This is a genomic window from Paenibacillus sp. FSL R7-0331, assembly GCF_000758645.1.
GTDB lineage: Bacteria > Bacillota > Bacilli > Paenibacillales > Paenibacillaceae > Paenibacillus_AQ > Paenibacillus_AQ camerounensis.
Map to the genome: position 1 here is coordinate 2,886,040 of NZ_CP009284.1, position 24,928 is coordinate 2,910,967.

Genomic DNA, 24,928 nt, shown 5'->3' on the forward strand with positions numbered 1-24,928 from the left:
AGCATGAAAAAATTTCTGAAGCAATGGCTGCCCAGTATCGCACTGGGTATAGTTCTGTCCTTATTTATACGTTCTTATGTTGCCGAAGCCATGAGAGTCCCGACTGACTCCATGGTTCCCACGATCGACGTGAATGACAGGCTGTTCGTTGAAAAAATGCTCTGGATGACTAAGCTGAAACACGGTGACATCGTAGTGTTCCATCCGCCGGTGCCCGGGGAGGAGCAGAAGCGTTATGTGAAACGGCTGATCGGCCTTCCGGGGGACACAGTCGAAATTAAAGACGGGGCGCTGTACAGAAACGGTGAGCAAATAGCCGAACCGTACTTGCAGAAACCGATGGATTATACTTTCGGGCCGGTTACTGTGCCGGAGGAGCATTACTTTTTCCTTGGCGATAACCGGAATGTCAGCTATGATGCCCATTTGTGGGCAACTCCGTTTGTCGCCAAGGATCAGCTGGTCGGCAAAATGCTTGCTAATGTAAATGATATGTTTTAGCCCTGAACAGGATAGTCTACAACTACAACACTTTCAATAATCCCCTCAAGCATCGCTACAAAATGCTGATGGGCCGGATGCGGTCCGTATGCACGCAGGGCTTCCTGATCTGAAAAGGTCACGCGGAGCCCCAGTGTATAGCCGTGGATATTCCCCGTCTCCTCAGTTACATTCACTCCTGCTGTTAACCCGATAATTCCCGGAATCTGATCCCTCAGCCCCAGAAGCGTCTGGACCAGCTGCTGCTCCTGCTGCGGCTGATAGCTGCTGTTGAACTTAAATACTACCAAATGCTCGTACATACCCAACCTCCTAATCAATTGATCCGGGACTGATTATACTCTATCTTTTACTAAATCAACAATTTCAATTAAAAAAGGCGGCTAAAGTCGGGTTACATTAGAACTAGACCGGGTAGATGAATGTGACTTTTACCATATTGTTGCTAAGCTAATATTTAGCTATGATCAAGTAACATAAGAAGATTATATTTACATGTAAAAGGAGTGCTGCTACTTGAAGGTTCATGTCACTGATCTTAAACCCGGCGACCGCCTCTTGACTGATACTTTCAACAGTGTGGGCTTGCATATTCTGCCCGGCGGAACCGTTGTACAGCGTGATGAAATTTCACTGCTGATCAGGCACAGAGTAGGCCATGTCTCCATTCAGGCCGGCGGGCTGCTGCAGTATGGCGAGGAGTTAGGCCACGGGCTGGATATAGAATTTGACGAGGTCATTATGAATTATGAAGCGACCTTTCTGGAGGCCTTGTCCCAAGGGTGTTTCACTCCGGCTCTGGTGGATGCCACGCTTCAGCCGCTGCTGGAAACGCTGGACAAGCAGAAGGACGTTGTATCACTGCTGCTCCTGCTTGACCGTGAAGATATTGATACGTATCAGCACTCGCTTCAGGTGGGTCTGCTGTCTTACTATATTGCCACATGGCTGGGACATTCCAAGGAAGAATGTTACCGGATCAGCCGTGCGGGTTATCTGCATGACATCGGCAAAAGCCAGATTTCCTTGTCGATTCTGAACAATCCCGGACTGTTGAGCCCGGCGGAGGATGCTGAGCTGAGACGCCACACCGACTACGGCTATGATATCATCCGCGGGTCGATGAAGGATGAAGCCGCAGCGCTGGTTGCGCTGCAGCATCATGAATATGAGGATGGTTCCGGTTATCCGGCCGGTCTGGGCAAGTCAGAGCTTCATCCGTATACCGAAATTGTTACAGTTGCGGATATATACATGAAGCTGACCACATCCAGACTGAGCCGTCCCAAGCAAGGTCTGGTGAGCGTACTCCGTCAGGTGCATGAATGGGGCTTCGGCAGACTGAACGGCAACGTGGTTCAAGCCTTGACCGGACATCTGCTGCCGGGCTTTGTCGGAAAGACGGTGCAGCTCAGCAACGGGGAGACCGGGACGATTGTGATGAACAATGCCCTTGATATTTTTAAACCGCTGATCAAAGTGAATGAAGGATATAGGGATTTGTCGCGTGAACGTACATTGACGGTCGAAGAGGTTTTGGTCTAGACTGCCGGAGTTTCATATCTTTATCCATAAAAGCCATCCTGAAATGCTCCTTGTCTGAGCACTTGGGGTGGCTTTTGTTATTCTTTGGGCATATTTGAATTCCTCGGGCTTAGTAGCTATGATTAAAAGAGAACCTGCCGAGCCTATCGGCAGCAGAAAGAGGAGAAATGAAGATGAACGCTGGCAACCAGATTGAGAATTTTAAGCAGATTAAGTATGAGCTGACCCGGTTTATGATGATTTACAAGTTTGCCCTGGAAGAAATAGAGACCAAAATCGAAATTCTGAAGCAGGAATTCCAGATGCTCCATGACTATAGTCCAATTGAACATACCAAGTCCCGTATCAAATCCCCTGAGAGTATTATGAATAAAATGCTGCGCAAAAATAAACCGTTCTCTCTGGATGCAGTAAGATCCAGCATCAAGGATATTGCCGGTCTCCGTATAACGTGTTCCTTTATCTCGGATATTTATCAGGTCAGCGAGATGCTGCAGAAGCAGGATGACCTGAAAGTGCTGCAGGTAAAGGATTACATTAAAGACCCGAAGCCAAACGGCTATCAGAGCCTTCACCTGCTGGTGGAAGTGCCGGTGTTTCTGTCAGACTGCACGGAGCTGGTATGTGTAGAGGTGCAGATCCGCACAATCGCCATGGACTTCTGGGCTAGTCTTGAACATAAAATCTTCTATAAGTACAGCCAGTCTGTCCCTGAGCATCTGACCCGCGAGCTGAAGAATGCAGCGGTAAAAGCGAATGAGCTGGATCTGCAGATGGAGCGACTGCACCGTGAGATACAGGAAATCAAGGATGCCCAGGCAGATGATGATTCCATCGAATTCCAGCGGATCATGATTAATAACCAGCAGTTCAATCTGCCGGCAGGCTTTATGAAGCTTCTGGGCGAATAAAATACATTAAGGAGGTTCATTTATGCCGGCAGAGGCCTTTATTACGGATCTGGACGGAACACTGCTCACCTCAGAACAGAAGCTTACTGACTATACAGTGCAGGTGATTACGGAAGCGCTGGATCAGGGTGCGCTAATCAGCTATGCAACAGCCAGAGGGTATGTCAGCGCAGCCCGCGCCGTTTCACAGATAGTCTGGAAACATCCCCTGATTCTTTACAACGGGGCACTGATCTACGACGGAATCAACGGAAAGGTAATTGACGGTTATTGGCTGGACCCCGTTATTTCCGGGGAAATCATTGCTCTCGGGCGGGAGGTTGGCGGCGTAAGCCCGTTTTATTTTTCACTCGATGAAGCGGATTGTGAACGAGTGCTGCATGAACCGCTTAAAAGGAGCGGAGAGGTGCAGTTCTATAACAGCCGGCCGGGCGACAAACGGTTCCGTGAGGTAGATAGGCTGGAGTGCCCGGACCGGTACCGGACACTTATTATCAGCTACATCGGCCTATTCGAGGAGCTTCAGCCCATCCGGCAGGCGGCGCTGGAGCGGTTCGGGGATAAGCTGCAAATTCATTTCATGAAGGACATATACATAGAAGAGCATTATTTCCTGGAATTCAGCCATCCCCGGGGCAACAAGAGCGATGGGCTGAAATTGTGGGCACAGCATATGGGTGTGGAGACAGGCAATATCACTGTATTCGGTGATCATGTTAATGATATGGGCCTCTTCACGGCAGCTGGCCGGGGAATAGCGGTGCAGAATGCCCAGTCTGAGCTCAAAGCACTGGCGTATGAGGTGATTGCCTCCAATAATGAAGATGGTGTCGCAACGTATCTGAAACATACACTGAAAATGAAAAGGGAGAGTGTATCAGGTGAGTGAGCACAATGTCAGAACAATTACAGTGAATCAGATCGGTTATCCGGTTAGCAGCAGGAAGACCGCCCACTTTACGGGCCAGACGCATCAATACAGAGTGTTGGAGGCAACAACCGGCACAGCCGTGTTCAGCGGGGAGACATCAGCGGCAGTTAAAGACGGGAGCAGCGGAGCTGTAGTACATTCCGCAGACTTCTCTGCGGTTACAGCTGCAGGCCGTTACCTTATCGAAGCAGAGGATGGCGCGAGATCTGCTGTATTTGCTATTGGGGAGCGGCCCTATAATGAGCTGCAGAAGGGGTTATTGAAAGCCTTTTATTATTACCGCTGCGGGACAGAGCTGGGCGGAGAATACGCCGGTCCATGGGGGCACGCTGCCTGTCATTTGGCTGAGGGCAGTGTAATCGGACAGGCTGGTGTGAAGCTGGACAGCAGCGGAGGCTGGCATGACGCCGGAGACTACGGTAAATATTCAGGTCCGGGAGCCAAGGCGGTTGCCGATCTGCTGCTTGCCTTTGAATGGTACCCTGCTGCCTTTTTGGATGCGCTCACACTTCCGGAAAGTGACGGCAGTACACCTGATGTGCTTCTGGAATGCAGGGTCGAGCTGGACTGGCTGTTCAAAATGCAGGAAGCAGGCAGCGGCGGTGTGTATCACAAGCTGACGACTGCGGGCTTTCCGGGCCTGGAGGTGATGCCGGAGGATGACACTACGGAGCTGTTTTTCTCACCGGTATCCGCGGCAGCTACAGGCGACTTTGCCGGGGTGATGGCTATGGCAGCCAGAGTCTATGAGCCATGGGATAAGGATTATGCAGCCCGCTGTCTGGACGCAGCGGAGGCTGCCTGGCGTTGGCTGGACCAGCATCCGGATGAGCCGGGCTTTACTAACCCTCCGGGAATAACAACCGGCGAGTACGGTGACGATACGGACCGGGATGAACGCTTCTGGGCAGCGGCGGAGCTGTACCGGGCTACCGGTAAACAGGCATATCACGAAGCTGCTAATGAACTGATCCCGCTATCGTTCCCGAAATACAGCCTGGGCTGGGCGGATATGGGCGGTTACGGCACACTTGCTTATCTGCTGACCGGTAAGGAGCAGACCGATGAGGTCCTGTACCGGACACTGCAGGAAGGCCTGCTGGCTGAGGCAGCCCGGCTGGTTGCAGTCAGCCAACAAGACGGATACGGCATTTCCCTGCGGGAAGAGGATTACATCTGGGGCAGCAATATGCTCGTGATGAATAATGCGATGCTGCTGCTGGCAGCAGAGCGCTTCAGCGGGGATACCTCCTATGCGGAACATGCACTGGACCATCTGCATTATCTGCTCGGGCGGAATGTATTGGACGTCAGCTATGTAACCGGATACGGTGACCATCCGGTCCGCTATCCGCATCACCGGCCGTCAGTGGGAGACGGGGTGGCGGAGCCGGTTCCCGGGCTTGTGTCCGGCGGACCGGACAGCGGTCTGCATGATGAATATGTCAGAGAGCATCTGCAGGGCAAGCCTGCCGCGCAGTGCTTTGCAGATCATGAGGCAAGCTATTCCACCAATGAGGTTACGATTTACTGGAACTCACCGGCTGTATTTGTTGCAGCGCGGTTTAACGCAGGGGACAGCCGGGGATGAGCCGCTACAAAGTAATCAGTCTTGATATGTTTCAGACGCTGGTGAATATTGAAGGACGGAGAGAACATGTATGGAGGCCTATCCTGAAGCAGGACTACAGTGAAGAACGGGCTTTGGAGCTAGGCAGCCTGCTGCTGCGAAGCTATTATGAAACGGCGGCAGAGGTTAGGGAAACGGGAAGCTTTTGGACCAGTAAAGAGATATACTCACACGGCTTCCAGCGGGTTTTCGGACAGCATAAGGTGGATTTTGATTACATGCAGGCTGTTGATATTCTGTTCGCACAGCATCGGCTGTCTGCGTTGTATGATGACACGGAACGGTTTCTGGAACAGGTATGCCGGGAATATCAGGTCTGCATTGTCAGTGATACAGATATTCTGATGCTTCCGGAGTTCTACCTGAACTATCCTGTTACCCTGTTTACTTCTGAACAGTACAAATCCTACAAAAACGACAGCCGCAATTATATGTTTAATGAGGTCCTTACCCATTATGGAACAGCACCGAAGCAGATTATTCATATCGGAGACACACCGTCAGATATTCTGGGAGCAGCAAGGGCAGGTATGACTTCATGCTGGATTAACCGGACCGGAGCATGCTGGAAGCATACGGTGAAGCCGGATTATACAGTGGTGTCTCTGGAGGAATGCTACGGGCTCTTATAACATGCCATTTAAGAGAGGAGAACAATATGAGCGGAATTTCACCGGAGGAGCTTGAGCGGTTACGTTACCCTATCGGCAGATTTGAAGCAAGAATCTATCTGAATGCGGAGGAGCGGAAACAGGATATCCAGACAACGGGCCGGCTGGCAGACGATCTGGGCAGAGCTGTTCTGCCACTGACATTGTTACAGCTTGATACTCCCTACCGTGAAGGAGGATGGAGTGTCAGGCAGGTCGTTCACCATCTGGCTGATACCGGGATGTATGCCTATCTCCGTTTCAAAAAAGGGCTGACCGAGGAAACGCCTCAGATTCCGTCTTACCGGCAGGATCTGTGGGCTGAGCAAAGCGACTACTTGGAAGAACCGTTAGAATCCTCGCTGCAGCTTATGGACAGCCTTAACCGGCGGTTCGTGACCTTGCTGAATTCAATGGCGGAGCCGGACTTTGAAAGATGCTTCGTGAGCGCCGGCCTGGGCGAGCTGAGCCTGGATGCCGCTCTGCAAAGATATATCTGGCACAACAAGCATCATATTGCCCAGATTGCCTCACTTATTCAGCGAAACGGATGGTAAGACACATTAAAAGAGCAGGCTGCCGGCGGCTTTTGCCGGTGCCTGCTCTTTATTTATCAGCTGGACAAGATTAACAGGTACTAATCTCTGCTGGCCTGAACGATTTGGGCCGCGATCGCTTCCGGTTCTGTGTGAACGGTAGTCAAATGATCTCCTCGGCCCTCAATATATCTGAACATTCCCAAGCGGCTTGACTGCCCGGGATGCCAGCCTGAGGCACCTTGGGGCAATACGGCATCCTCGGTCAGATACAGGTAGCTTTTGGGAAGCTCCAGACTGTAGAACTTCTTCAAATCAAGCTTCTCATAAGCCGGGCCGGCGGGTTCGGGAATAGCCTGTTGGAACAATGCCTGTGCCTGTTCAAGTGTAGCGGTATTCACAAATACGTCACGGAACAGCGGGAAAGGCAGCATGATAGTGTTGTTGCCAGAGGCTTTTAGCAGATTGCCGAACAGCTGCTGTATAGGAGCCGGGAACTGGTCGACAACGCTCTGTCCATCCGGCAGCACAAAGGCATCAAAAAAGACGAGACGTTTAATCCGCTCAGGCACCTGCTCGGCAGTTTTCTGTACAACCGTTCCGCCGAAGCTGTGGCCAAGCAGAATGATGTCATGCAGGTCTTTATCCTTTATGAAATCTACTACAGACTGTGTGACCTGCTGATGCGTAACCATAGTGTTCTTGCTGTCACTGCCGTGTCCGGCATATTCCGGAGTGTACACGGTATGGCCCATTTTCCGTAGCGCTGCTGCCGTTTCATCCCAAAAGGATGCATCTACCCATGCTCCGTGGACAAGCACGAAGGTCAGGCTCTGCTCTGCTGCCGCCTTGCTCCTTTTGCCTGCAGCAGCTGTTACAGGATTAGCCGGCAGTCCTGCTATCAGGATCAGTAAGGCAGCTGCCAGAATGATTATAATCCGGTTTGTTGTCCGCTTCATTATGCTTGGCCTCCATTTTTTTCTATAATCTTTTGAATGATGCCCTGAATGCAACTGAAAGATGTATAGAGCACTATCCAACTGGAAAAGAAATCTGGATGTGGATTCTCCAATCCAATCGTTTATAATTAAAGCAAATATACCTGGCCGATCAGGGGGTTGAGAGAAATGTCCAGACCAGTTGCAGCAGAACCCAAACCCGGGAAGAAACTCAGCCTCACTTTGCTGCTCATGGCACTGGTGACCCTGGTGTTTCTGTTAACCACAACGATCCTGCTGATAGGTTCATACCAGTCCAAGAAGAAATCCCTTATAGAGACAACGCTTAATCTCAACTATGCGAATGCCGCAAGAATGAGTAAAACGGTGGATTCGTTATTCCGTTCGATGCGCAGCAGCCTGCTGTTTAGTGCGGATCAGATTGCCAATCTGAGAGACGTATCTCCTGACAGCATTGATGCCTACCTGGATTTGACACGTAACAGCAGCAATTATTTTAATTCGATTATCCTGGTTAATGCTAACGGTACCGTTCTTAATAATTCACCGGCAGAGCTAGGCATGGTAGGCAGGCAGATTACTTCCCTTCAAGTCAAGGAAGCGCTCCGCCAGAAGAATTCTTACCTGTCCTCACCGTATATTGCGTCATCAACCGGCAGAATGCTGTTTTTTATGAGCGAGCCGTTATATAACAAGGACGGGCATTATCTCGGACAATTAGGAGGTACGGTCTATCTGGAGGATTACAACATTCTGAATATGATATTCGGGAACAATGTTATTGACGAGTCAGGCTCGTATTATTACATTGTCAGTGCGGAAGGACATTTGCTGTATCATCCGGAAACCGGCAGGCTGAATGAGGATGTTAGTGCTAACGAGGTTGTCCGCAATCTAAGGGCCGGCCTTAGCGGCAGAATGGAGGCTGTAAATACAAAGGGAATATCCATGCTTGCCGGCTATTCTGCAGTTCCCTCCAACGGCTGGGGTGTGGTTGTTGTCTCACCGGCGCATAACATTCAGGAGCAGCTGATGGTACATCTGCGCAAAATTGTGGCATATACAATCATTCCGTTTGTCGTTCTGCTGTTCTGTGTATTTGTTCTTGCGCACAGGCTAGCCAAGCCTTTCGTGGTTCTTGCGGACCTGGTGCACCGGATCGGCAAAGAAAAGCTCGAACTGCCTGAGCTGAAGCCTCATTGGAACCGTGAAGTGGATCTGCTTACGACTGCAGTAGTGCTTGCCTGGAAAGACATACAGGAGCAGACTGACCAGCTTACCCAGGATGCAATGACGGATCTGCTGACCGGCTTGACCAACCGCAGATCGCTTGATATCAGCATCAGCCAGTCTATCGCCGCCCGTGTGCCGTTTTCGGTCATTGTGCTGGATGTGGATAAGTTCAAATTTGTAAATGATACTTACGGCCATCTGGCCGGTGATGAGGTGCTGCGCCAGGTGGCCGGGATTCTTGCGGAGAGCATCCGCCCCGGAGATATTTGCGCCCGATACGGCGGAGAGGAGTTTGTGCTGCTGCTTCCGCGGACTAAGCCGGAGCAAGCGTATACCGTTGCTGAACGGATCCGCAAAACACTGGAAGCGACAGAGGTTCCGCTGCCGATGAAGGTGACGTCCTCGCAGGGCATAGCACATTACCCTACGCATGGACGTACCAGGGAGGAGCTGCTGGGCCGGGCCGATGAGGCGCTGTACACAGCTAAGCAGAGCGGAAGAAACCGGACTGTCATATACAGTGAATAGACTGAAGAGCATCTTCCAGCCGGAAGATGCTTTTTTTTTTGTTGATTACAGGAAGCAGAGCAAATAAATCGTCACCCGGGCATAGGCAGATACATATTCTACCCCAGAAAGAAAAAACCGGGCTCAAAGAGAGGAAGAAGCGAAAATGACTTCATACATGGATTACAAGTCTCCGAACACACAATTTACTGCAGATATGAACTGCAATCTGCTGTTTAAGAAGGATGACTGTAACTACATTAACGTACTGGGTATCAAACAGCTGAACACGCTGGATAACATCTCGCTGCTTGATATTTTTCTCAGCAAATCCAATGTGGTTGAACCGCATTACCATCAGAATGCCGCAGAGCTTGTATACTGTATATCCGGTGCAGCCGTGGTATCCCTGATTAACCCTTTTACGAATGAGCTGCTCCATTTCCCGATTACTCCTGGCCAGGTGGCGAATGTGCCGCAGGGCTGGTGGCATTATGAGATTGCAACAACGGACTGTACGCATCTGCTGGCGATCTTTAACGCGCCTACGCCTGAGGTTATTCTGGGATCGGATATCTTAAGTAAAACACCGGCCAATGTGCTGGCACATACTTATTGCCTGAATGAGGCTATGGTAAAAGAAACACTGGCTCCGGTGAAGCCGATGACGTTCATCGGACCGCCTGCGGACTGTTGTGAACCGCAGAAGGCTGCTGCCGAAAATGTTCAGGCTGCCGCCAATATGGCCCCTAATATGGCCCCTAACATGGCTCCGGTAATGGCAACAGCAAATATGTCTTATTACATGCCTCAGCCGTCGTCTGTTCAGGGCTTTGGATTCCAGCCGATGAATACTCAAGCCTACTACCAGCCATATGTGCAGCAGCCTTACCGCCAGCTTTCGTATTCGCAGGGAACTCCGGCTTATGCTAATGCCGGAACAGATAACGAATAGCAGCTGCTTACCCAAGAAAGCCTCCCGTGCTTGCGAAGACCCGGGAGGCTTTGGTGCTAGGACAGGCGGACAAGCACCCTGCCTCTTGTATTTGATTTAAGGATATCTGCCAGGGCAGCCGGAAGCTCAGCCAATGTGATCTCCCGGTCAACCAGCGAATCCAGATTGTCCGGCTTCAGGTCACTTGCCATCCGCTGCCAGATGAGGGTCCGCTTGCCGGCAGGGCAGGAGACAGAATCAATGCCCAGCAGGCTCACCCCGCGCAGAATAAACGGCATTACCGTTGTCGGTACTGCGGTCCCTGCGGTTAATCCGCTGGCGGCTACCGCCCCGCCGTAAGCGATCTTGCTCAGCACGGCTGCAAGAGGGCTTCCGCCGACGGAGTCTACAGCAGCCTGCCAGAGCTGCTTGTCCAGCGGCTTCATGGCCGCGCCGGCTACGTCCTCGCGGGAGATCACTTCAGCTGCGCCCAGCTGCTGCAGATAACCGGCTTCTTCCGTTCTGCCGGTGCTGGCAGTCACCTGATAGCCCAGCTTGGCAAGCATGGCAACCGCGGTCCCGCCAACACCGCCGGTTGCACCGGTCACCAGCACTTTGCCTTTATCAGGAGCTGCCCCGTGATCTTCCAGCGCCTGGATGGACATCGCAGCAGTGAAGCCGGCTGTCCCGAAGATCATCGCTTCACGCAGGCTTAGCCCGTCAGGCAGGGGAATGACCCATTCAGCGGGAATGCGGGCATATTCACTGAAGCCTCCATAATGCGAGACGCCGATCCCGTAGCTCGTGGCAATTACCGGCTGGCCCGGCTGAAAGCGGCTGTCCTCTGAGGACACGACGGTTCCGGATAGGTCAATACCGGGGATGAACGGGTAATTGCGGATAATATTTCCGTTTGGAATACTGGCAAGTCCGTCCTTGTAATTAACACTGGAGTAAGCAACCTTGATCAGCACTTCTCCGGCCGGCAGTTCATTCATCGTGAGCTGCTTGACCTCAACGCTGAAGTCTTCCTTTTTATCTACAACTAAAGCTGTAAAAGTCTCAGTCATGTTATTTTCGCTCCTTATCCGCAATCAGTATACTTAATATTTATTCTGACCGGTCAACTTTTTTATGGCTATGATATAATATACATTAAATTAAGCGGACAATCACGCTACACAGCGGAGGTCGTATGGTAAAGTACAAGAAATCCGATGAAAAACGCAAACAGATTCTTTCGGCCGCTTTCCGGTCTCTGTCAGAGCACGGTTATGATTCGGTAACCCTGCAGACAATTGCAGATTACGCAGAAGTTAGCAAGGGAGTAGTCCACTATTATTTTGCGAGCAAGGAAGCCGTACTGGTGGAGCTGCTGGAATGGCTGACCGGCAAAATATCCGCGAGGGAGAGGGCAGCGGTAGCGGAGCAGCATACAGCGGAAGGCAAGCTTGCCGCATATATTGATTCAGCGTTTGCCGGTCCGGCGCAGAACCGTTCGTTTTACCGTGTCTATCTGGACTTTCTATCACGGGCAAGCCGCAGCCCGGTCTACCGGGAGATTAACCAGCGGTTCTATGACAGCTGTGCGGGTATCAGTACGGAGGTGCTGCTGCTTGGCCAGCAGGAGGGGGTTTTTAATAAAGAGCTGGCACCTGGCAGGGCCGCCCCGGTCATCCGGGCGATTATTGACGGCTGCCTGATCCAGTGGCTGATGACCGGCCGGGATGAGCTGCATGCCGATTTTAAGGATTCGTGTTATGCGGCGGTAATGAAAGTTCTTAGCGTGTAGCTAATGGTTACATTTTTGCAGAATCTGATCACTTATAGTGTGTTAAATTATGGATAGTTAAGACACTCAGGAGGTACTGATGAAGCACAGAATACATATCATGGGGGCCTCAGGAGCCGGAACGAGTACACTCGGGCAGGCACTTGCCAGCCGGCTCCCGCACAGGCATCTCGACAGCGACGACTATTTCTGGGAGCACAAGTATACGAAGCAGCGCGATACCACGGAGCGGCTAAGCAGGATAAAATATGATCTGGACCAGCCGGAGCCCTGGGTTCTGTCCGGGGCGGTGTGCGGCTGGGGAGACGGGTTGCGGCCTTATTTTGACCTGGTAATCTTCCTGTGGATACCTCCTGAGCTTAGGCTGGAGCGGCTGAGGGCCAGGGAATATGAACGTTACGGGACGGAGAGTCTGCCGGGCGGAAGCAGATATGAAGATGTGCAGACCTTTCTGGAATGGGCAAGCCTGTATGACACAGCAGGGCCGGAGGTACGGAGCCGGAAGCTGCACGAGTCGTGGATGCTGGAGCTGGACTGTCCTGTTCTACGGCTGGAGGGCGACTTGCCGGTTGTGGAACGGGTGGAGACTGTATTAGGCTACTTATCCTGTGGAAAGGAGGGCTGAGGCTATGAGACGGACTACGGCGGTACGAATCTTTTTACTGAACGGGTTTATCGCGGTGCTACTGCTCCTGACCGCATGCAACAGCGGCACACTTCATCAGACTTACACTTATTCTGGAGAAGGGGAACACTGGTCGGCCATCTATAGCGAGACAAATACGGAGAAGCCTGTTATCTCAGAAGGAAAAGCAACGTATTATCAAGCTTCCAGTGACTACAGCTTTCAACTGGCCTACAAAGGGGAAGCCAAGGATCTTAAGGAGATTAAGCAGTTCACTTACGGATTTGAGGCGCTTGGCCACAGCTCCAGGCAGTCGATGGAAGGGCCGGTAAGAATGGAATCTCTGCACATGTACGGCTCAAGCAGCGGTTCATTGAACCGGGGGCAGGCGGTCATTACGGTAAGTGTAGAGTGGGATGGACAGAAGGAGCAGTTCGTGCTGCAGACAGACGGGGATGAGCCGGAGTGAGGATTGGACTGGTCAGGCACTTTAAGGTGGTGCATCCGCCGCTGCGGGGCTGGGTGACAGGAGGTCAGTTTAACCGGTGGGCCACGGAGTATGATGAAGCCGGAATTCTCCCGGGGGATTGTAAAGGGTATGCACACAGCTGGGATTACTGCATAAGCAGTGATCTTTCCAGAGCTGTACATACTGCCCGAAGTATATTCTCCGGTGATGTTAAGTATAGTCCAGAGCTTAGGGAAATTGGCGTAGCGGCTGCTTATGGAAGCGTGTCCGGCTTCAGGCTGCCTTCCGTGTGCTGGATGGTGCTCGGCCGACTGCTGTGGCTGTCCGGTCATGCTTCACAGCCTGAGAGCAGGCGGGAAGCTTCACAGCGTGCTAAGACAGTGTTGGATAACATGGAGTCGATGCCAGAGCACACAAGTGTGCTGCTTATAACGCATGGCGCATTCATGAAGCTGCTGGAAAAAGAGCTGCGGCGCAGAGCCTATACGGGCCAACGAATGAACCATCCGCGAAATGGACAGCTTTATGTATATGAGAAATAAACATCTGCCTTCGTAAGGGAGAGTCATACCTATCATGGTAACGATCAAAGAAATTGAGACGGATTCACTAGCGGAATTAAATGAGCTGTACCGGGAGCTGACCGGTGAGCTGACAGACCCGGCCAGGCTCAAGGAGACGTTTGCATCTGTTAAGGCTGACAGCAGATACATCCTGTTAGGCGCCTATGTGGACGGGGAACTGCTGGGCTCGCTGATGGGCATCCTCTGCCAGGATCTGGTCGGGGAGTGCCGGCCGTTTATGGTTATTGAAAATGTCGTCGTCTCCGCCCGTGCCCGCCGCCAGGGCCTCGCCAGGCAGCTGATGACCGCGATTGAACAGCTCGCCCGTGAGCGTAATTGCTACTACATCATTCTCGTCTCCGGGGAGAAACGCAAGGAAGCCCACGTCTTCTATGAGAAGATGGGCTACCGGGAGGAGCAGGTGGAGGGGTACCGCAAGCATCTGAGCTCTCATTGAGCCGGCAGGCGGAGTGGTGCTCTCCCCAAATATCCATTTAATAGTGAAGCTGATCACCGCATACCGGGGGTCAGCTTCCTGTGCTTTTGTAGTGCCTTACGCCAATGCGCCAGACCAGCAGCGAGAGTCCGAGAAAAGCCGCCCCGGCGGGAAGTGACAGGTAGCCCAGCCACGCTGGATAATCCCAGCCGCATACTGCCGCAGCCGGATAAAAGCTGATGAACAGCATTGGCAGCATAAAGCTGAACACCGATTTCAGCACCCTTGGCATATAGGGCTCCGGGCAGCGGGTAATCTGGTAACTTGCATTGGTCAGCAGATAGATCCAATCCAGTCCCTTTATTGTGAAAAAAGCGAGCCCCGAGGTCAGCACGAACACTCCGCAATACATGACACAGCCGCCCGCGAGCGCCATTATGAGAATTACGGTTTTGCCGGGCGTCAGCTGCACTCCAAGCTCATGGAGCGCCCAGCCTGCTGCGCAGATTCCTGTGATTGGACGGACGAGCCGGTGCAGATGGAAGCGGGAAGCGGCAACCTGTACGAACAGGGAGCGCGGACGCAGCAGCAGCCGGTCGAAGTCACCGGATCGCAGCAGATGCCAAGGAAAGTAGTCAAAGCCCCGGCAAAAGCTCTCCGCAAGACCGAAGGAAGCCACCGCCAGCGAGTAGACAAGAATAATATGGGCAACGCTCCACTCTCCGATATTGCCAAAGCGGGAGAACAGCAGGACTGTAGCAATCGGGTCAGAGACCACGACAACCAGCACCTGGATCAGCATCAGCCACCAGCCTTTATACTCCATGCCGGACAGCAGATGCATGCGCAAATATTTGAAATAGATTTTGCTTTCGGCAATCATATTCTTACTCACCCTCCCTGAACAATAATGTTCTTCAGTTTACGGTTCATGATCAGCCGGCCTGCCGTGATAAAAACAGTACTCCAGATACACTGCAGTCCAATTGCAGGCAATGCTGCAGCCGTCGGCATACTGCCGATATACAGCTGGCCCGGAATGTCGGCGAAGCCGCCGAACGGCTGAAGGTAAAGAAAGGTCTGCATAAAGTCAGGCCACAGCCGCAGCGGAAGATACGTCCCGGACAGAATTCCGCTCAGCAGCAGAAGCATATGGCTCGGACCGTCACCCCAGGTAACATTTAGCCGGATTGCCGTCACAAGCATCGCAAAGGAGGAGCAGAGCACAAAAGCCATAACGACCGAGAGCAGGAAAAAGAGCAGTCCTGCAAAGGACTCAGGAGCACTCAGCGCATAAGCGGCGGGCATCAGAAGACCGGTTAGCACGGTAGCGACACTGCGTATCCAGGAATTGCCTAGCTTGCCGGCCGAGCTTTTGACGAACCAGTGGGTGTACAGATTCATTGGCCGGCACAGCTCGATCCCGACGTCGCCGTTGTTGATCTTGCCCATAATTTCACCGTCAATACTCATCGTCTGCAGCACGAACAGCCCCTGGGCGATCCACACATAAGAGATCGTCTGCGGCAGGCTCATCCCGTTGTTGTTCCACGAGCCATGCTCGCTATATGTATAAAAAACAGTAAACAGCACGCACTCCAGCAGCGCCCAGAACACGCCGACCACCGTTCCGGAGATCGCAGATACGCGGTACTGCAGGCCTTCGGCCATCCGGATGCGGAAGAGGGAGGCTGAGGCCCGGCAGGTATTTTTAATGTCCATTGCAATTGCACACCTCCACAATTAGTTGAAAAGCAACAGCACCCTTACGAGGTTATGCGCGCCAGGTTATGTCAGTGCCAGATCGTTGTACATGGCGGCAATCATTGCATCGGTGTTGACCTTCATCACTACCTCAGGAGCGTATTTCTCCTGCAGTCCGGCCAGTTTGCCGTCATAGAGCAGTGTACCGTGCCCGATTACCATCACCCGCTCACACAGTGCTTCAATATCATCCATATCATGGGTAGTCAGAAGCATAGTGACTCCATGCTTACGATTTTCTTCCTTCAAAAAATTGCGCAGGGCCAGCTTCGATACCGCATCAAGGCCGATTGTCGGCTCATCGAGAAACAGAATTTTCGGCCGGTGCAGCAGCGCTGCCACCAGCTCACAGCGCATCCGCTGTCCCAGTGAGAGCTGGCGGACCGGGGTTCGCAATAGCGCTTCCACACCGAGTGTTGCCGTTAGCTCGTTCAGCCTGATTGTGTAATCACCGGGGGGAATCGCATATATATCCTTCAGCACATCAAAAGAATCTGCCACCGGCACATCCCACCACAGCTGCGACCGCTGCCCGAACACGACACCGATTTTTGATACATGCTCCACACGGTTTTTCCATGGCACTTTGCCAAGGATAGTACATTCGCCGCTGTCCGGCGTCAGAATTCCGCTCATTACCTTGACCGAGGTTGATTTGCCGGCGCCGTTCGGGCCGATATATCCCACCAGTTCACCTTCAGCAATATCAAAGCCGATTCCGCCGAGCGCCTCCACCTCCGTCACATTCCGCATAAAGGCTCCCTTCAAGAGCCCCCATTTTCCTTCCGGCCGTTTGTACACCTTGAAGCTTTTCTTAATATCCCTGAGTGTAATTTGCATTCGATCCGCCTCCTTAGCGCAGATGATCATACCATTATGAAGATGGATGAGACAGCGGCGCATAACACCCTGTAGTGCCATCACTGTTAACAGCGGGGGAGTAAAGGAGCTTTTTTCTCTGTTTTCCATAAAAATGCTTGCCAGGTTGACATTTCCGTGCTATATTAATTTTATAGTTAACGCAGGAAAACTAGATGTTTTTTTGTATCGTATACATATAAATTATCGTACCGGTGACCTTGGTTGCCGGTATTTTTGCGTTGTCCGGGGATAGCGGCAGCTGCCTGGTATTCTCGTTATTGTCACCGGGCACGAACTCCGGCTGTGATAGACTGGAGTTACTGGGGAGAATCAAATTATGAATATCGGAGGGTTAAGATGCAGACATTGTTCCGCTATAACTGGATGGTCCGTGAAGAGTGGTATAAATGGTGTGAAACGCTGAGTGAGGACGCGCTGCTGCAGCCGAGAACCGGCGGGGCCGGCGGGATTCTGAAGACGCTGTTCCATATCGCGGATGTGGAGTGGAGCTGGATCATGGCGATGCAGGGCAAGCCTGATTTTGAAGAGGATTTTGCGGAATACAGCACTTTGGGTAAGGTAAAAGAGCTGGATGCCCGCCTTCGGCCGGAGGTTGAAGCGTTTGTGCTGGGCTGGCATGAGGGGCTGGAGCGGAATGTTTTTGTGGATAAGCGTTATGAAGGAGAGCGTGTTACCGATGCCTGGGGTGAGATTATGCGCCATATTATCGCTCACGAGATCCATCATACCGGGCAGCTGTCGGTCTGGGCGAGGGAGCTGGGGGATAAGCCGGTGTCGGCCAATGTGATTGGACGCGGGCTGCGGGAAACGTTGCCGGGTAAGGAATAGCGGGGAATTCAGCCTTCTTTCAGGTTCATATTTTAAGCTTTTACACAGGCTTTACAAAATATGAATCTGCATAAGAGGAGGAATACACGTTTTGAGACTGAAAAGGTTGTTCAAAAAAATGATGCTGACGACACTGTCACTTGCGGTGGTAGCATCGGTTGGAGGCGTTACCGGCAGCCCGTCTGCCGCTTTTGCCGCTGAAGCAGGGGTAAGCCAAGCCTATGAATCCCTGTTCACCCCGGATAAAGTGATTAATGTAAAGGTGACGGTTGCCGATGAGGACTGGGAGAGCATTCTGGCAAAGCCCCTGGAGAAGGAGTATAAAAGTGTAACGGTGGATGTGGACGGCACGGTGCTGGAGAATGTCGGCTTTTCAACTAAGGGTAACCTGACACTGAAATCAGTTGCAGCGATGACGGATTCCGACCGGTACAGCTTCCGGCTGAAGTTCGATAAATATGACAAGACACAGACGCTCTTGGGCCTTGATAAAATGGTGCTGAATAACAGCTATTCCGACCCGTCGTTCCTGCGCGAGTATCTGCATTATGAAGCACTGCGGGCGATCGGTGAGGATGCGCCGCTGACTGTGTTCACGAATCTGTATATCAACGGTGAATTATATGGCTTCTATATCGGTGTTGAATCTGTGGATGACAGCTATCTGGAGCGTAACTTCGGTGAAGATGCAGACAGCGGTGTTCTGTACGATACAGAAGAGAAAAGCTATCTCCAATATGAGGAGGATGGCGATTATGAAACTTTGACCTATGACACCGGGACGAAAGATGACAAGGCTTCGCTCAAAAAATTCATCAGCGTGCTGAACGCTATGCCTGACGGCCAAAAAGGCGATATCGAGAGTGTGCTGGACGTGGATTCCGCACTGAAATATATAGCCGCTAATGCTGTGCTGGGCAACTATGACAGCTATAACGGCGATAAAGGCCATAACTATCTGCTGTACGGGGATGCAGCCGGTAAATATACCGTCATTCCCTGGGATATGAATATGAGCTTTAACGGTTATTCCACCGGAGGCGGCGGGGGGAGAATGCAGGACGCGGCCGGAACTGCCGCTGCCGGAACGACAGGGACAACAGCTGGAACCGCAGCATTAAGCGGAACATCCGGCACAACGGGTACAGCTGCAGCATCATCGGCAACCAATGCGGTGAACGCTTCGATCGACACGCCAACACTCGGCATCAATGTGGATCAGGTGCCGCTGATCGGCAATCTGCTTGAGGTGCCGGAGTACAAAACCAGGTATAACGGCTATGTCTCTGAACTGGTTACGTATCTGGAAGGTATCCAGGACCGCATAACAGGACTTACCACACTGATCAGACCCTACGTTCAGGCAGATCCGACCAAGTTCTATACAATGGATCAGTTCGAGAACAATGTAGCCTATACAGCCGATGCGGGAGGCAGTGGCGGCATGATGGGCGGCGGAGGCGATATGACCCCTCCGGACGGTACGAATGGAACACCGCCGGCGCGGCCAGATGCAGCAGCCGGACAAGCCGGAACCGTTGGCGGAGCAGCAACAGCCGGACAAACTGGAGCGGCTAACGGGACAGCAACAGCCGGGACGGCGGCGGCAGGAAGTGCGGCGGGAGCGACCGCTACTGCTCCGGCAGCCGGTGGTAACACAGGCATGCCCGGCGCAGGCGGCGGACAAGGCATGGGCACCATGGCCGCAGGGTCGCTGATGACCTTTGCCCTGAACCGGCTGGCCAATCTGCAGGAGCAGCTGGGTCTGGAAGTTACACCGCTGCCGGAGGTGGTTGCAACTAAAGGCATCACGGCAGCAGCGGGTGCAGCCGGATCAACAGCAGCGTCTTCTTCCGGCAGCAAGGCGATTACTGTTACGTTGAACGGTACAGCAGTAAGCTTCCAGGATCAGCTCCCGCTGAACAAGGACGGCCGGGTGCTGGTGCCGGTCAGTGCGATTTTTAGCGCGCTTGGCGCTGAAGTGACCTGGGATCAGGCCGCGAAGAAGATCACTGCCGTTAAAGGCAGTACGACCATTATGATGACTATCGGCAGCAAAACGGCTTACGTCAACGGAACAGCTGTCACACTCGATGTCCCTGCCCAGATCATTAACAACCGGACTTTAGTACCAGTGCGCTTTATCTCCGAGGGCTTGAATATGAATGTGAAATGGGACGCTGCGGCTCAAACGGTTACATCCGCGGATAAAGCTGCTGAATAGTACGGACCAGTTAGTAGAAACGGGGCTGGAGTCGCCAAGCTAAGCTTGAAGTGGTGGAGTGCTGAATTAAGCTGGAAGTGGTGGAGTCACCGAGCTGAGCTGGAACTGGTGGATTCGCCGAACTGAGCTGAAGTGATAGAGTTGCCGCGATGAGCTGGAACTAGTGGAGTCGCCGAATTAAGCTGGAAGTGGTGGAGTTGCCGCGATGAGCTGGAGGTGGTGGATTCGCCGAACTGAGCTGGAAGTGGTAGAGTTGCTGAATTAAGCTGGAAGTGGTGGAGTCCCCGAGCTGAGCTGGAGGTAGTGCGTTAGTTCATCTGGTGCTGTTGCATCAGTCGATGAGAATTAGCTGGAAATAAGTCATCTAATTCGGGCTAGCATCCCTTGAAAATGAGATTAGTTGGAAAAACGTCAGCTAATATTGCCCTTTTCGGCTCCAATGGGGGGATTATCCATAATTAGGTGAACAAAATCCAATTAATCACTCGAAATGTTGATAAATGGCAGAAATAGGTGAACAAAATCCAACTAATTGTTGGGAGCGACGCACGGCCCCATACAAAAAGGCAAGGAGCGGCGCACCGCCTCACAAACATGCTGGGAGCGACAAACCGCCTCACACAAACGTGCTGGGAGCCGCGCAACCCGCCCCGCACAAAAGCGGCAGCCGGAAGGAACGCTTCCAGGCTGCCGCTATTTTCGTACAATTTAAAGCTAACAAGTCCCCGAACCCGCCCTCACCGGAATCATACATCAGCACATGGTAGTTAACATTAAAAAAAATTCAGCCTGGTTACATGCTACGCGCACTCTTGTTACATTATTGGGCTAAGCATTAAGTTGTGCAGATATGGCCCGGCATCTGCTTCAAGGTCCAACTTACCCAGTTGGCGGGTTGTGCTCACCTGTATGTGTCCGGCTACCAACTTGCTATACAGTCTAACATCCTTCACTATTCCAGCAGATCAGTGCTCCAGTTCTTCTCCTGAATGCGGAAATCCAGCTCACGGTACTGCTTGGACAATTCATCGACATCCTTCTGCAGGGAGGTCACCTCAATAGTTGTATAGAACTTTACTTCCTGCCGGCCGTAACGCTCCTGCTTAATCGAAGCCTCATTAAGCAGCTCGTTCAATATATTGCGGTGCTGCATGATCCTTTCCCGTTCCGCCAGCGCTTCCGACAGTGTCAGGTCTGCATTAAACGGACTCAGGGAGTTCGTCTTGTTGATCTTCTTGATCCAGACGGCCAGCTCATCCAGTGTATGCTTCAATTCCTGAAGCAGCTCAGCAGGCGGCTCTGAAGGCTGATCGCCTTCCTGAACCTTGATGACTCTTCCCAGGCGCTGCTTCAGCTGCGCCACCTTCCGCTGGCAGTCTGCCCGCAGCACAAGTGCTTCCGCTAGTCTCATTCTAAATCCCCTCCGCTATAAACATAGTAACCCTAATATACCAAACTGGAGTTATATTTACCAATTTACTATTGACGTTGACAGATTCTGAAATCACAGCTCAGGCGGAAACCACAGATGCCGCAGATCCACCCAGCCCTGGCTGTTAAAGGTAACCCCGCGGACAGAGGGGAGATAGGCGGTTTCGGCAGGCTTTTCGTACAGGATATGCAGCTGATGCTTCTGCCGCAGCCTGTTTTCAATCTCCTGAAAGCCAGCTCCCCTTGCCCGGCTGTCCGGCTCCCGGGCGATTAATCGCAGCCGTCCTTCTATATCTGCCCGCACCGGCAGCTCCAGATGCTGTACCATAGTTGCGTAGAGATCGAATAGCCGCAGCTGCTCATCCTGATCTCGCAGAAGCGAGAAGACGATCAGGTCTGCCTGCATGCGGACAGGGCCTTTGAATTCTTCCGGTGAGACGGATAATACATGGCAGGTGTAGCCGCAGCTGTTCAGCTTGGCAGCCACTGCTTCTGCATCTCCGGCATACTGCGGGATAGTCGCAATCTGCAGCATTGGTGCAGTCACGGTTGACATAGTAACAGCTGCTGGTTGAGCAGAAACCGTATTAACAGTGCCATCCATACCAACCCCCGCAGCCGCATTACCGGCATTACTCGCCTCACCGCCCGCAGCCGCATTACTCGTCTCTACCGTATAATCGGCACCCGCTGTATCATCCACAACGGCCTCATTACCCGGCTGAACTGTCTCAACCTGCGGTCTTCCCGCTACTTCGCTACCTGCGGATGTTGAGCCGCCGAGACACGACAGCACGTCTGCACGGACCAGCGGATCACTGAGCGGACCTTTTCTCTTCGTATTGCAGGTCACGAATTTGCGCACTGAATACTCAGAGTGAATCCGGCTCCAGGCAGCTGAACCGCCGGAGGACGGATTATGGATGATATGAAAGGCGGAGCTTGTCTCTGGTGCAGCCTCTGCAATATTCCACGGGACATGAAGAATTTCTACCCGGTCCAGATGCGCCCGGCCCTGAAAATAGTAAGGGAACACCTCCAGCGTACATAAATCCTCGCTCATCTCCACCAGCTTGAACGGTCCTGTACCTGCCGGCCTGCGACCGAAGCTGCCGGCAAAGACGGTCTCCAGATCACGCGGAACAATCGCTGCCCGGCTGGTGCAGAGAAAGGGAAGAAACAGCTCATTCGGCTGCTTGAGCACGAAGCGCACAGTAACCGGATTAAGCGCCTTCACTTCCCGGATGTCCTTAAAAATATTGCTGTACAGCATCCGCTGCGAGGTATTCATCATCCGCTGAAACGAATAAACGACGTCCTCGGCGGCCAGCACCTTACCGTGATGGAACAATACATCCTTACGCAGATGAAAGGTCCAGACGCTGCGCTGTCCGTCTGCGTCCCAGGCATGCGCAAGGCCGGGGTTAATCCGTTCCTGTCCTCCGGTGCGGGTGACCAGCCCGTCAAAAACATGGCTGGATACAAAGGATTCAGCCAGCAGATTCATATACAGGGGGTCCAGATTATGCAGCTGCTGCCTGACCGGAAGCCGTAAAGTATCGATCCGCTTGTCACTGCGCAGCTCCGAATGATGTCCGAAATAGGCCAGCAGCCAGCCCTGCAGCGCATCCTGCAGGGAGGAGGAGCGCGCGTGCCCGCGGATGCCTTCAATAGAGCTGCGGATATCACTGCTGCTGATAGCCTGCTTCATGGAGCTTAATGCTATTTCTTCGGCGTCCGCAAGGAATCTCAGGGAAGAACGGCGTCCGCGGCCCCGGCTCGGGGTCCAGCAGATCCAGCCCTGCTCTGTCAGCTTGTTGATGACATGCAGTGCGTTACGGTGGGTGCAGCTTAAGGTATGGGCAAGCTCATCCAGTGTAACGGAGGCTTCTTCTGCTCCTCCATGCTGTGAATGCAGCTTCAGAAATTGGCCGTGCAGCTTCATTACAGAAAGCTCCCTTCAATAAAATAGGAAATGAGTAAAATATTTTTTCTCTTTTTCTTCTTATTTTACCAGCTAGAATTAGTATAAGAAAGTGAAAAACTGGAGGGTATTCCCATGAATGAGAAAGTCCCCGTTATTCCGAGGTCTGCGCTTTCCGCGCTGGCTGCGGCATTGCTGCTGGCAATCGTGCACCAGTATTTATTTTATGGACATATGCCTGGAGTTTCGTATCCGATCTTTGTTGTGTTGTTCTATGGTTTTATGCTGTACTACGCCAAGGAACAGCTCCGTCCGCTGAAATGGTTCGATTATGTATGGCTGGCGGCCATCTTTCTGCTGGCAATGACGTTTATGCTGTTCTCGAACTGGTTTTTCTACGGACTTAATTTGCTTGCGCTTCCAGTGCTGATTCTTTTACATACGACCTATCTGCTCAGCTACCGCCGGCCTTCATGGAGCGGAATTCAGCTGATTGGCGCTGCGCTGGAGCATTTTTTTGCCCAGGGTCCGCGCCACTGGCCTACAGTGTTTACCGCAATCCGCAGAACGGGCGGAGAAGGCATGAAAAGCGAACATAAACAGATATACCTCAAAGTGCTGGCCGGGCTGCTGCTGTCCTGTCCGCTGCTGCTGATTGTCGTTTCACTGCTCTCGTCGGCGGATGGTGTATTTAATGAGCTTCTGAATACATTTCCTGATCTGCTGGAACGGATCTCATTCGGTGAAGGCTTTGGCCGGACGCTCTGGAGTGTGGTGCTGGGAATCGGCCTGTTCAGTTATTTAATGGGTTTTGTTGCTTATAAACGTACGGAGCGGCAGGTTATTGTGCTGAAGGAAGGTGAGCCGCAGCTGGAGCCCTTCGAATTGTCCGTTGACCCGGTAATTATTACTACTGTCCTGACAGCGGTGAATGCAGTCTATGTGCTGTTTGTGAGTGTGCAGTTTTCCTACCTGTTCGGAGCTTGGGAGGGGGATTTGCCGCAGGGAAGCACGTATGCCGATTATGCACGGAGCGGATTTTTTGAGCTGATTATGGTGACGTCGATTAACTTCTGCCTGCTGCTGCTGTCTCTGCTTGCCCTGCCCCGGGCCAAAGCCAGACTGCTGTCCGTCATCCGTATCCTGCTGTACATTCTGGTTATGTGCTCGGTAGTGATGCTCTATTCGGCGTATTCCCGGCTCACGTTATATGAAGAAGCTTACGGCTATACAGAGATACGCTTTCTGGTGCATGCCTTTATGATTTTTTTGGGTTTGCTGCTGATTCTCGCTGCCGTACGGATAAGCAAGACGGATTTTCCGCTGATGAAATGGGTTGTGGCACTCGGCCTGCTGTCCTATGTATTCATGAATTACATCGGGATGGACCGGATTATTGCTTTCCAGAACATTGCCCGGTATGAGGCGACAGGGGATATCGATAAGTACCATCTGACCGGACTGTCCTGGCAGGCGGTTCCGCTGCTGATCAGCTTCAGTAAAGACAATGATGATCTGCTCAAGCAGGAGCTTGGCGAGAAATGGACTAATCAGTCTGCGGAAGCGAAGCAGGAGTGGCCGTCCTTCAACCTGTCCAAACACCAGGGACAGCAGGCGCTGCGGGATTATATACATTCGTTAAAATAACCTTGA

The 24,928-nt window shown here is 52.3% G+C and carries 25 protein-coding genes; 17 read left to right on the forward strand and 8 right to left on the reverse strand.

Going from position 1 to position 24,928, the window contains the following annotated elements:
* The first annotated feature begins 3 nt into the window (after positions 1–3).
* The gene (gene lepB, locus R70331_RS11860) at positions 4–501 is read left to right on the forward strand and encodes a signal peptidase I (RefSeq protein WP_042175643.1); all 498 of its coding nucleotides are present in this window, start codon (positions 4–6) and stop codon (positions 499–501) included.
* Here the strand turns inward: lepB and R70331_RS11865 are convergent.
* Positions 498–803, reverse strand: a complete 306-nt coding sequence (locus R70331_RS11865; RefSeq protein WP_042175645.1) for a Dabb family protein — start codon at positions 801–803, stop codon at positions 498–500. The genes lepB and R70331_RS11865 overlap by 4 nt on opposite strands.
* A gap of 214 nt (positions 804–1,017) precedes the next feature.
* Between R70331_RS11865 and R70331_RS11870 the strand changes: the two genes are divergently transcribed.
* From R70331_RS11870 to R70331_RS11895, 6 genes are all read left to right on the forward strand, one after another.
* The gene (locus R70331_RS11870; RefSeq protein WP_042175648.1) at positions 1,018–2,046 is read left to right on the forward strand and encodes an HD-GYP domain-containing protein; all 1,029 of its coding nucleotides are present in this window, start codon (positions 1,018–1,020) and stop codon (positions 2,044–2,046) included.
* 173 nt (positions 2,047–2,219) lie between these two features.
* Positions 2,220–2,957, forward strand: coding sequence for a GTP pyrophosphokinase (locus R70331_RS11875; protein WP_042175649.1), 738 nt, complete (start codon positions 2,220–2,222; stop codon positions 2,955–2,957).
* Between the two features lie 22 nt (positions 2,958–2,979).
* Positions 2,980–3,846, forward strand: coding sequence for an HAD-IIB family hydrolase (locus R70331_RS11880; RefSeq protein ID WP_042175651.1), 867 nt, complete (start codon positions 2,980–2,982; stop codon positions 3,844–3,846).
* Positions 3,839–5,479, forward strand: a complete 1,641-nt coding sequence (locus tag R70331_RS11885) for a glycoside hydrolase family 9 protein (protein ID WP_042175652.1) — start codon at positions 3,839–3,841, stop codon at positions 5,477–5,479. The genes R70331_RS11880 and R70331_RS11885 overlap by 8 nt, the downstream gene beginning before the upstream one ends.
* A complete protein-coding gene (locus R70331_RS11890; protein ID WP_042175653.1) occupies positions 5,476–6,150 on the forward strand; it encodes an HAD family hydrolase in 675 nt (224 codons plus the stop codon). The genes R70331_RS11885 and R70331_RS11890 overlap by 4 nt, the downstream gene beginning before the upstream one ends.
* A gap of 26 nt (positions 6,151–6,176) precedes the next feature.
* Entirely contained in the window at positions 6,177–6,725 is a 549-nt protein-coding gene (locus R70331_RS11895) for a YfiT family bacillithiol transferase (RefSeq protein WP_042175654.1), read from the forward strand.
* An 80-nt stretch (positions 6,726–6,805) separates the two neighbouring features.
* Here R70331_RS11895 and R70331_RS11900 read toward each other — a convergent pair whose 3' ends face one another.
* Positions 6,806–7,663: an alpha/beta hydrolase gene (locus R70331_RS11900; RefSeq protein ID WP_052419034.1), complete on the reverse strand. Its 858-nt coding sequence runs from the start codon at positions 7,661–7,663 to the stop codon at positions 6,806–6,808.
* A gap of 168 nt (positions 7,664–7,831) precedes the next feature.
* On the opposite strand from R70331_RS11900, the gene R70331_RS11905 reads away from it, so the two are divergent.
* Both R70331_RS11905 and R70331_RS11910 read left to right on the forward strand, forming a co-directional pair.
* Positions 7,832–9,424 carry a sensor domain-containing diguanylate cyclase gene (locus tag R70331_RS11905; RefSeq protein ID WP_042175655.1) on the forward strand — a complete coding sequence of 531 codons (1,593 nt, stop codon included), beginning with the start codon at positions 7,832–7,834 and terminating at the stop codon, positions 9,422–9,424.
* 145 nt (positions 9,425–9,569) lie between these two features.
* Positions 9,570–10,358: a cupin domain-containing protein gene (locus R70331_RS11910; protein WP_081947591.1), complete on the forward strand. Its 789-nt coding sequence runs from the start codon at positions 9,570–9,572 to the stop codon at positions 10,356–10,358.
* Positions 10,359–10,414: 56 nt separating this feature from the next.
* Here the strand turns inward: R70331_RS11910 and R70331_RS11915 are convergent, their stop codons facing one another.
* A complete protein-coding gene (locus R70331_RS11915; protein ID WP_042175656.1) occupies positions 10,415–11,407 on the reverse strand; it encodes an acrylyl-CoA reductase family protein in 993 nt (330 codons plus the stop codon).
* Between the two features lie 125 nt (positions 11,408–11,532).
* Between R70331_RS11915 and R70331_RS11920 the strand changes: the two genes are divergently transcribed.
* From R70331_RS11920 to R70331_RS11940, 5 genes are all read left to right on the forward strand, one after another.
* Complete coding sequence (locus tag R70331_RS11920; protein WP_042175657.1) at positions 11,533–12,129, forward strand: TetR/AcrR family transcriptional regulator; 597 nt, start codon at positions 11,533–11,535, stop codon at positions 12,127–12,129.
* 79 nt (positions 12,130–12,208) lie between these two features.
* Positions 12,209–12,754: an ATP-binding protein gene (locus tag R70331_RS11925; RefSeq protein WP_042175658.1), complete on the forward strand. Its 546-nt coding sequence runs from the start codon at positions 12,209–12,211 to the stop codon at positions 12,752–12,754.
* Positions 12,755–12,758: 4 nt separating this feature from the next.
* Complete coding sequence (locus R70331_RS11930) at positions 12,759–13,223, forward strand: hypothetical protein (RefSeq protein WP_042175659.1); 465 nt, start codon at positions 12,759–12,761, stop codon at positions 13,221–13,223.
* A complete protein-coding gene (locus R70331_RS11935) occupies positions 13,220–13,765 on the forward strand; it encodes a histidine phosphatase family protein (RefSeq protein WP_042175660.1) in 546 nt (181 codons plus the stop codon). The genes R70331_RS11930 and R70331_RS11935 overlap by 4 nt, the downstream gene beginning before the upstream one ends.
* Before the next feature lie 34 nt (positions 13,766–13,799).
* On the forward strand, positions 13,800–14,243 hold the full coding sequence (locus R70331_RS11940; RefSeq protein WP_042175661.1) for a GNAT family N-acetyltransferase: 444 nt from the start codon (positions 13,800–13,802) through the stop codon (positions 14,241–14,243).
* A 70-nt stretch (positions 14,244–14,313) separates the two neighbouring features.
* On the opposite strand, the gene R70331_RS11945 is transcribed toward R70331_RS11940, so the two are convergent.
* From R70331_RS11945 to R70331_RS11955, 3 genes are all read right to left on the reverse strand, one after another.
* Complete coding sequence (locus R70331_RS11945; RefSeq protein ID WP_156131114.1) at positions 14,314–15,117, reverse strand: ABC transporter permease; 804 nt, start codon at positions 15,115–15,117, stop codon at positions 14,314–14,316.
* Positions 15,114–15,944: an ABC transporter permease gene (locus R70331_RS11950; RefSeq protein ID WP_042175664.1), complete on the reverse strand. Its 831-nt coding sequence runs from the start codon at positions 15,942–15,944 to the stop codon at positions 15,114–15,116. The genes R70331_RS11945 and R70331_RS11950 overlap by 4 nt, the downstream gene beginning before the upstream one ends.
* 66 nt (positions 15,945–16,010) lie before the next feature.
* Positions 16,011–16,826 (reverse strand): ABC transporter ATP-binding protein, encoded by an 816-nt coding sequence (locus tag R70331_RS11955; protein ID WP_156131115.1) that lies wholly within the window; start codon positions 16,824–16,826, stop codon positions 16,011–16,013.
* 378 nt (positions 16,827–17,204) lie between these two features.
* On the opposite strand from R70331_RS11955, the gene R70331_RS11960 reads away from it, so the two are divergent.
* Together R70331_RS11960 and R70331_RS11965 are read left to right on the forward strand one after the other, a co-directional pair.
* On the forward strand, positions 17,205–17,696 hold the full coding sequence (locus R70331_RS11960; RefSeq protein WP_042175666.1) for a DinB family protein: 492 nt from the start codon (positions 17,205–17,207) through the stop codon (positions 17,694–17,696).
* Between the two features lie 91 nt (positions 17,697–17,787).
* Positions 17,788–19,920, forward strand: a complete 2,133-nt coding sequence (locus tag R70331_RS11965; RefSeq protein ID WP_231576456.1) for a CotH kinase family protein — start codon at positions 17,788–17,790, stop codon at positions 19,918–19,920.
* Between the two features lie 952 nt (positions 19,921–20,872).
* On the opposite strand, the gene R70331_RS11970 is transcribed toward R70331_RS11965, so the two are convergent.
* Entirely contained in the window at positions 20,873–21,331 is a 459-nt protein-coding gene (locus tag R70331_RS11970; RefSeq protein WP_042175668.1) for a DIP1984 family protein, read from the reverse strand.
* 93 nt (positions 21,332–21,424) lie between these two features.
* A complete protein-coding gene (locus R70331_RS32050) occupies positions 21,425–23,296 on the reverse strand; it encodes an ABC transporter substrate-binding protein (RefSeq protein ID WP_042175672.1) in 1,872 nt (623 codons plus the stop codon).
* 114 nt (positions 23,297–23,410) lie between these two features.
* Between R70331_RS32050 and R70331_RS11980 the strand changes: the two genes are divergently transcribed.
* Positions 23,411–24,922, forward strand: a complete 1,512-nt coding sequence (locus R70331_RS11980) for a DUF4153 domain-containing protein (RefSeq protein ID WP_042175673.1) — start codon at positions 23,411–23,413, stop codon at positions 24,920–24,922.
* The last annotated feature ends 6 nt before the right edge of the window (positions 24,923–24,928 follow it).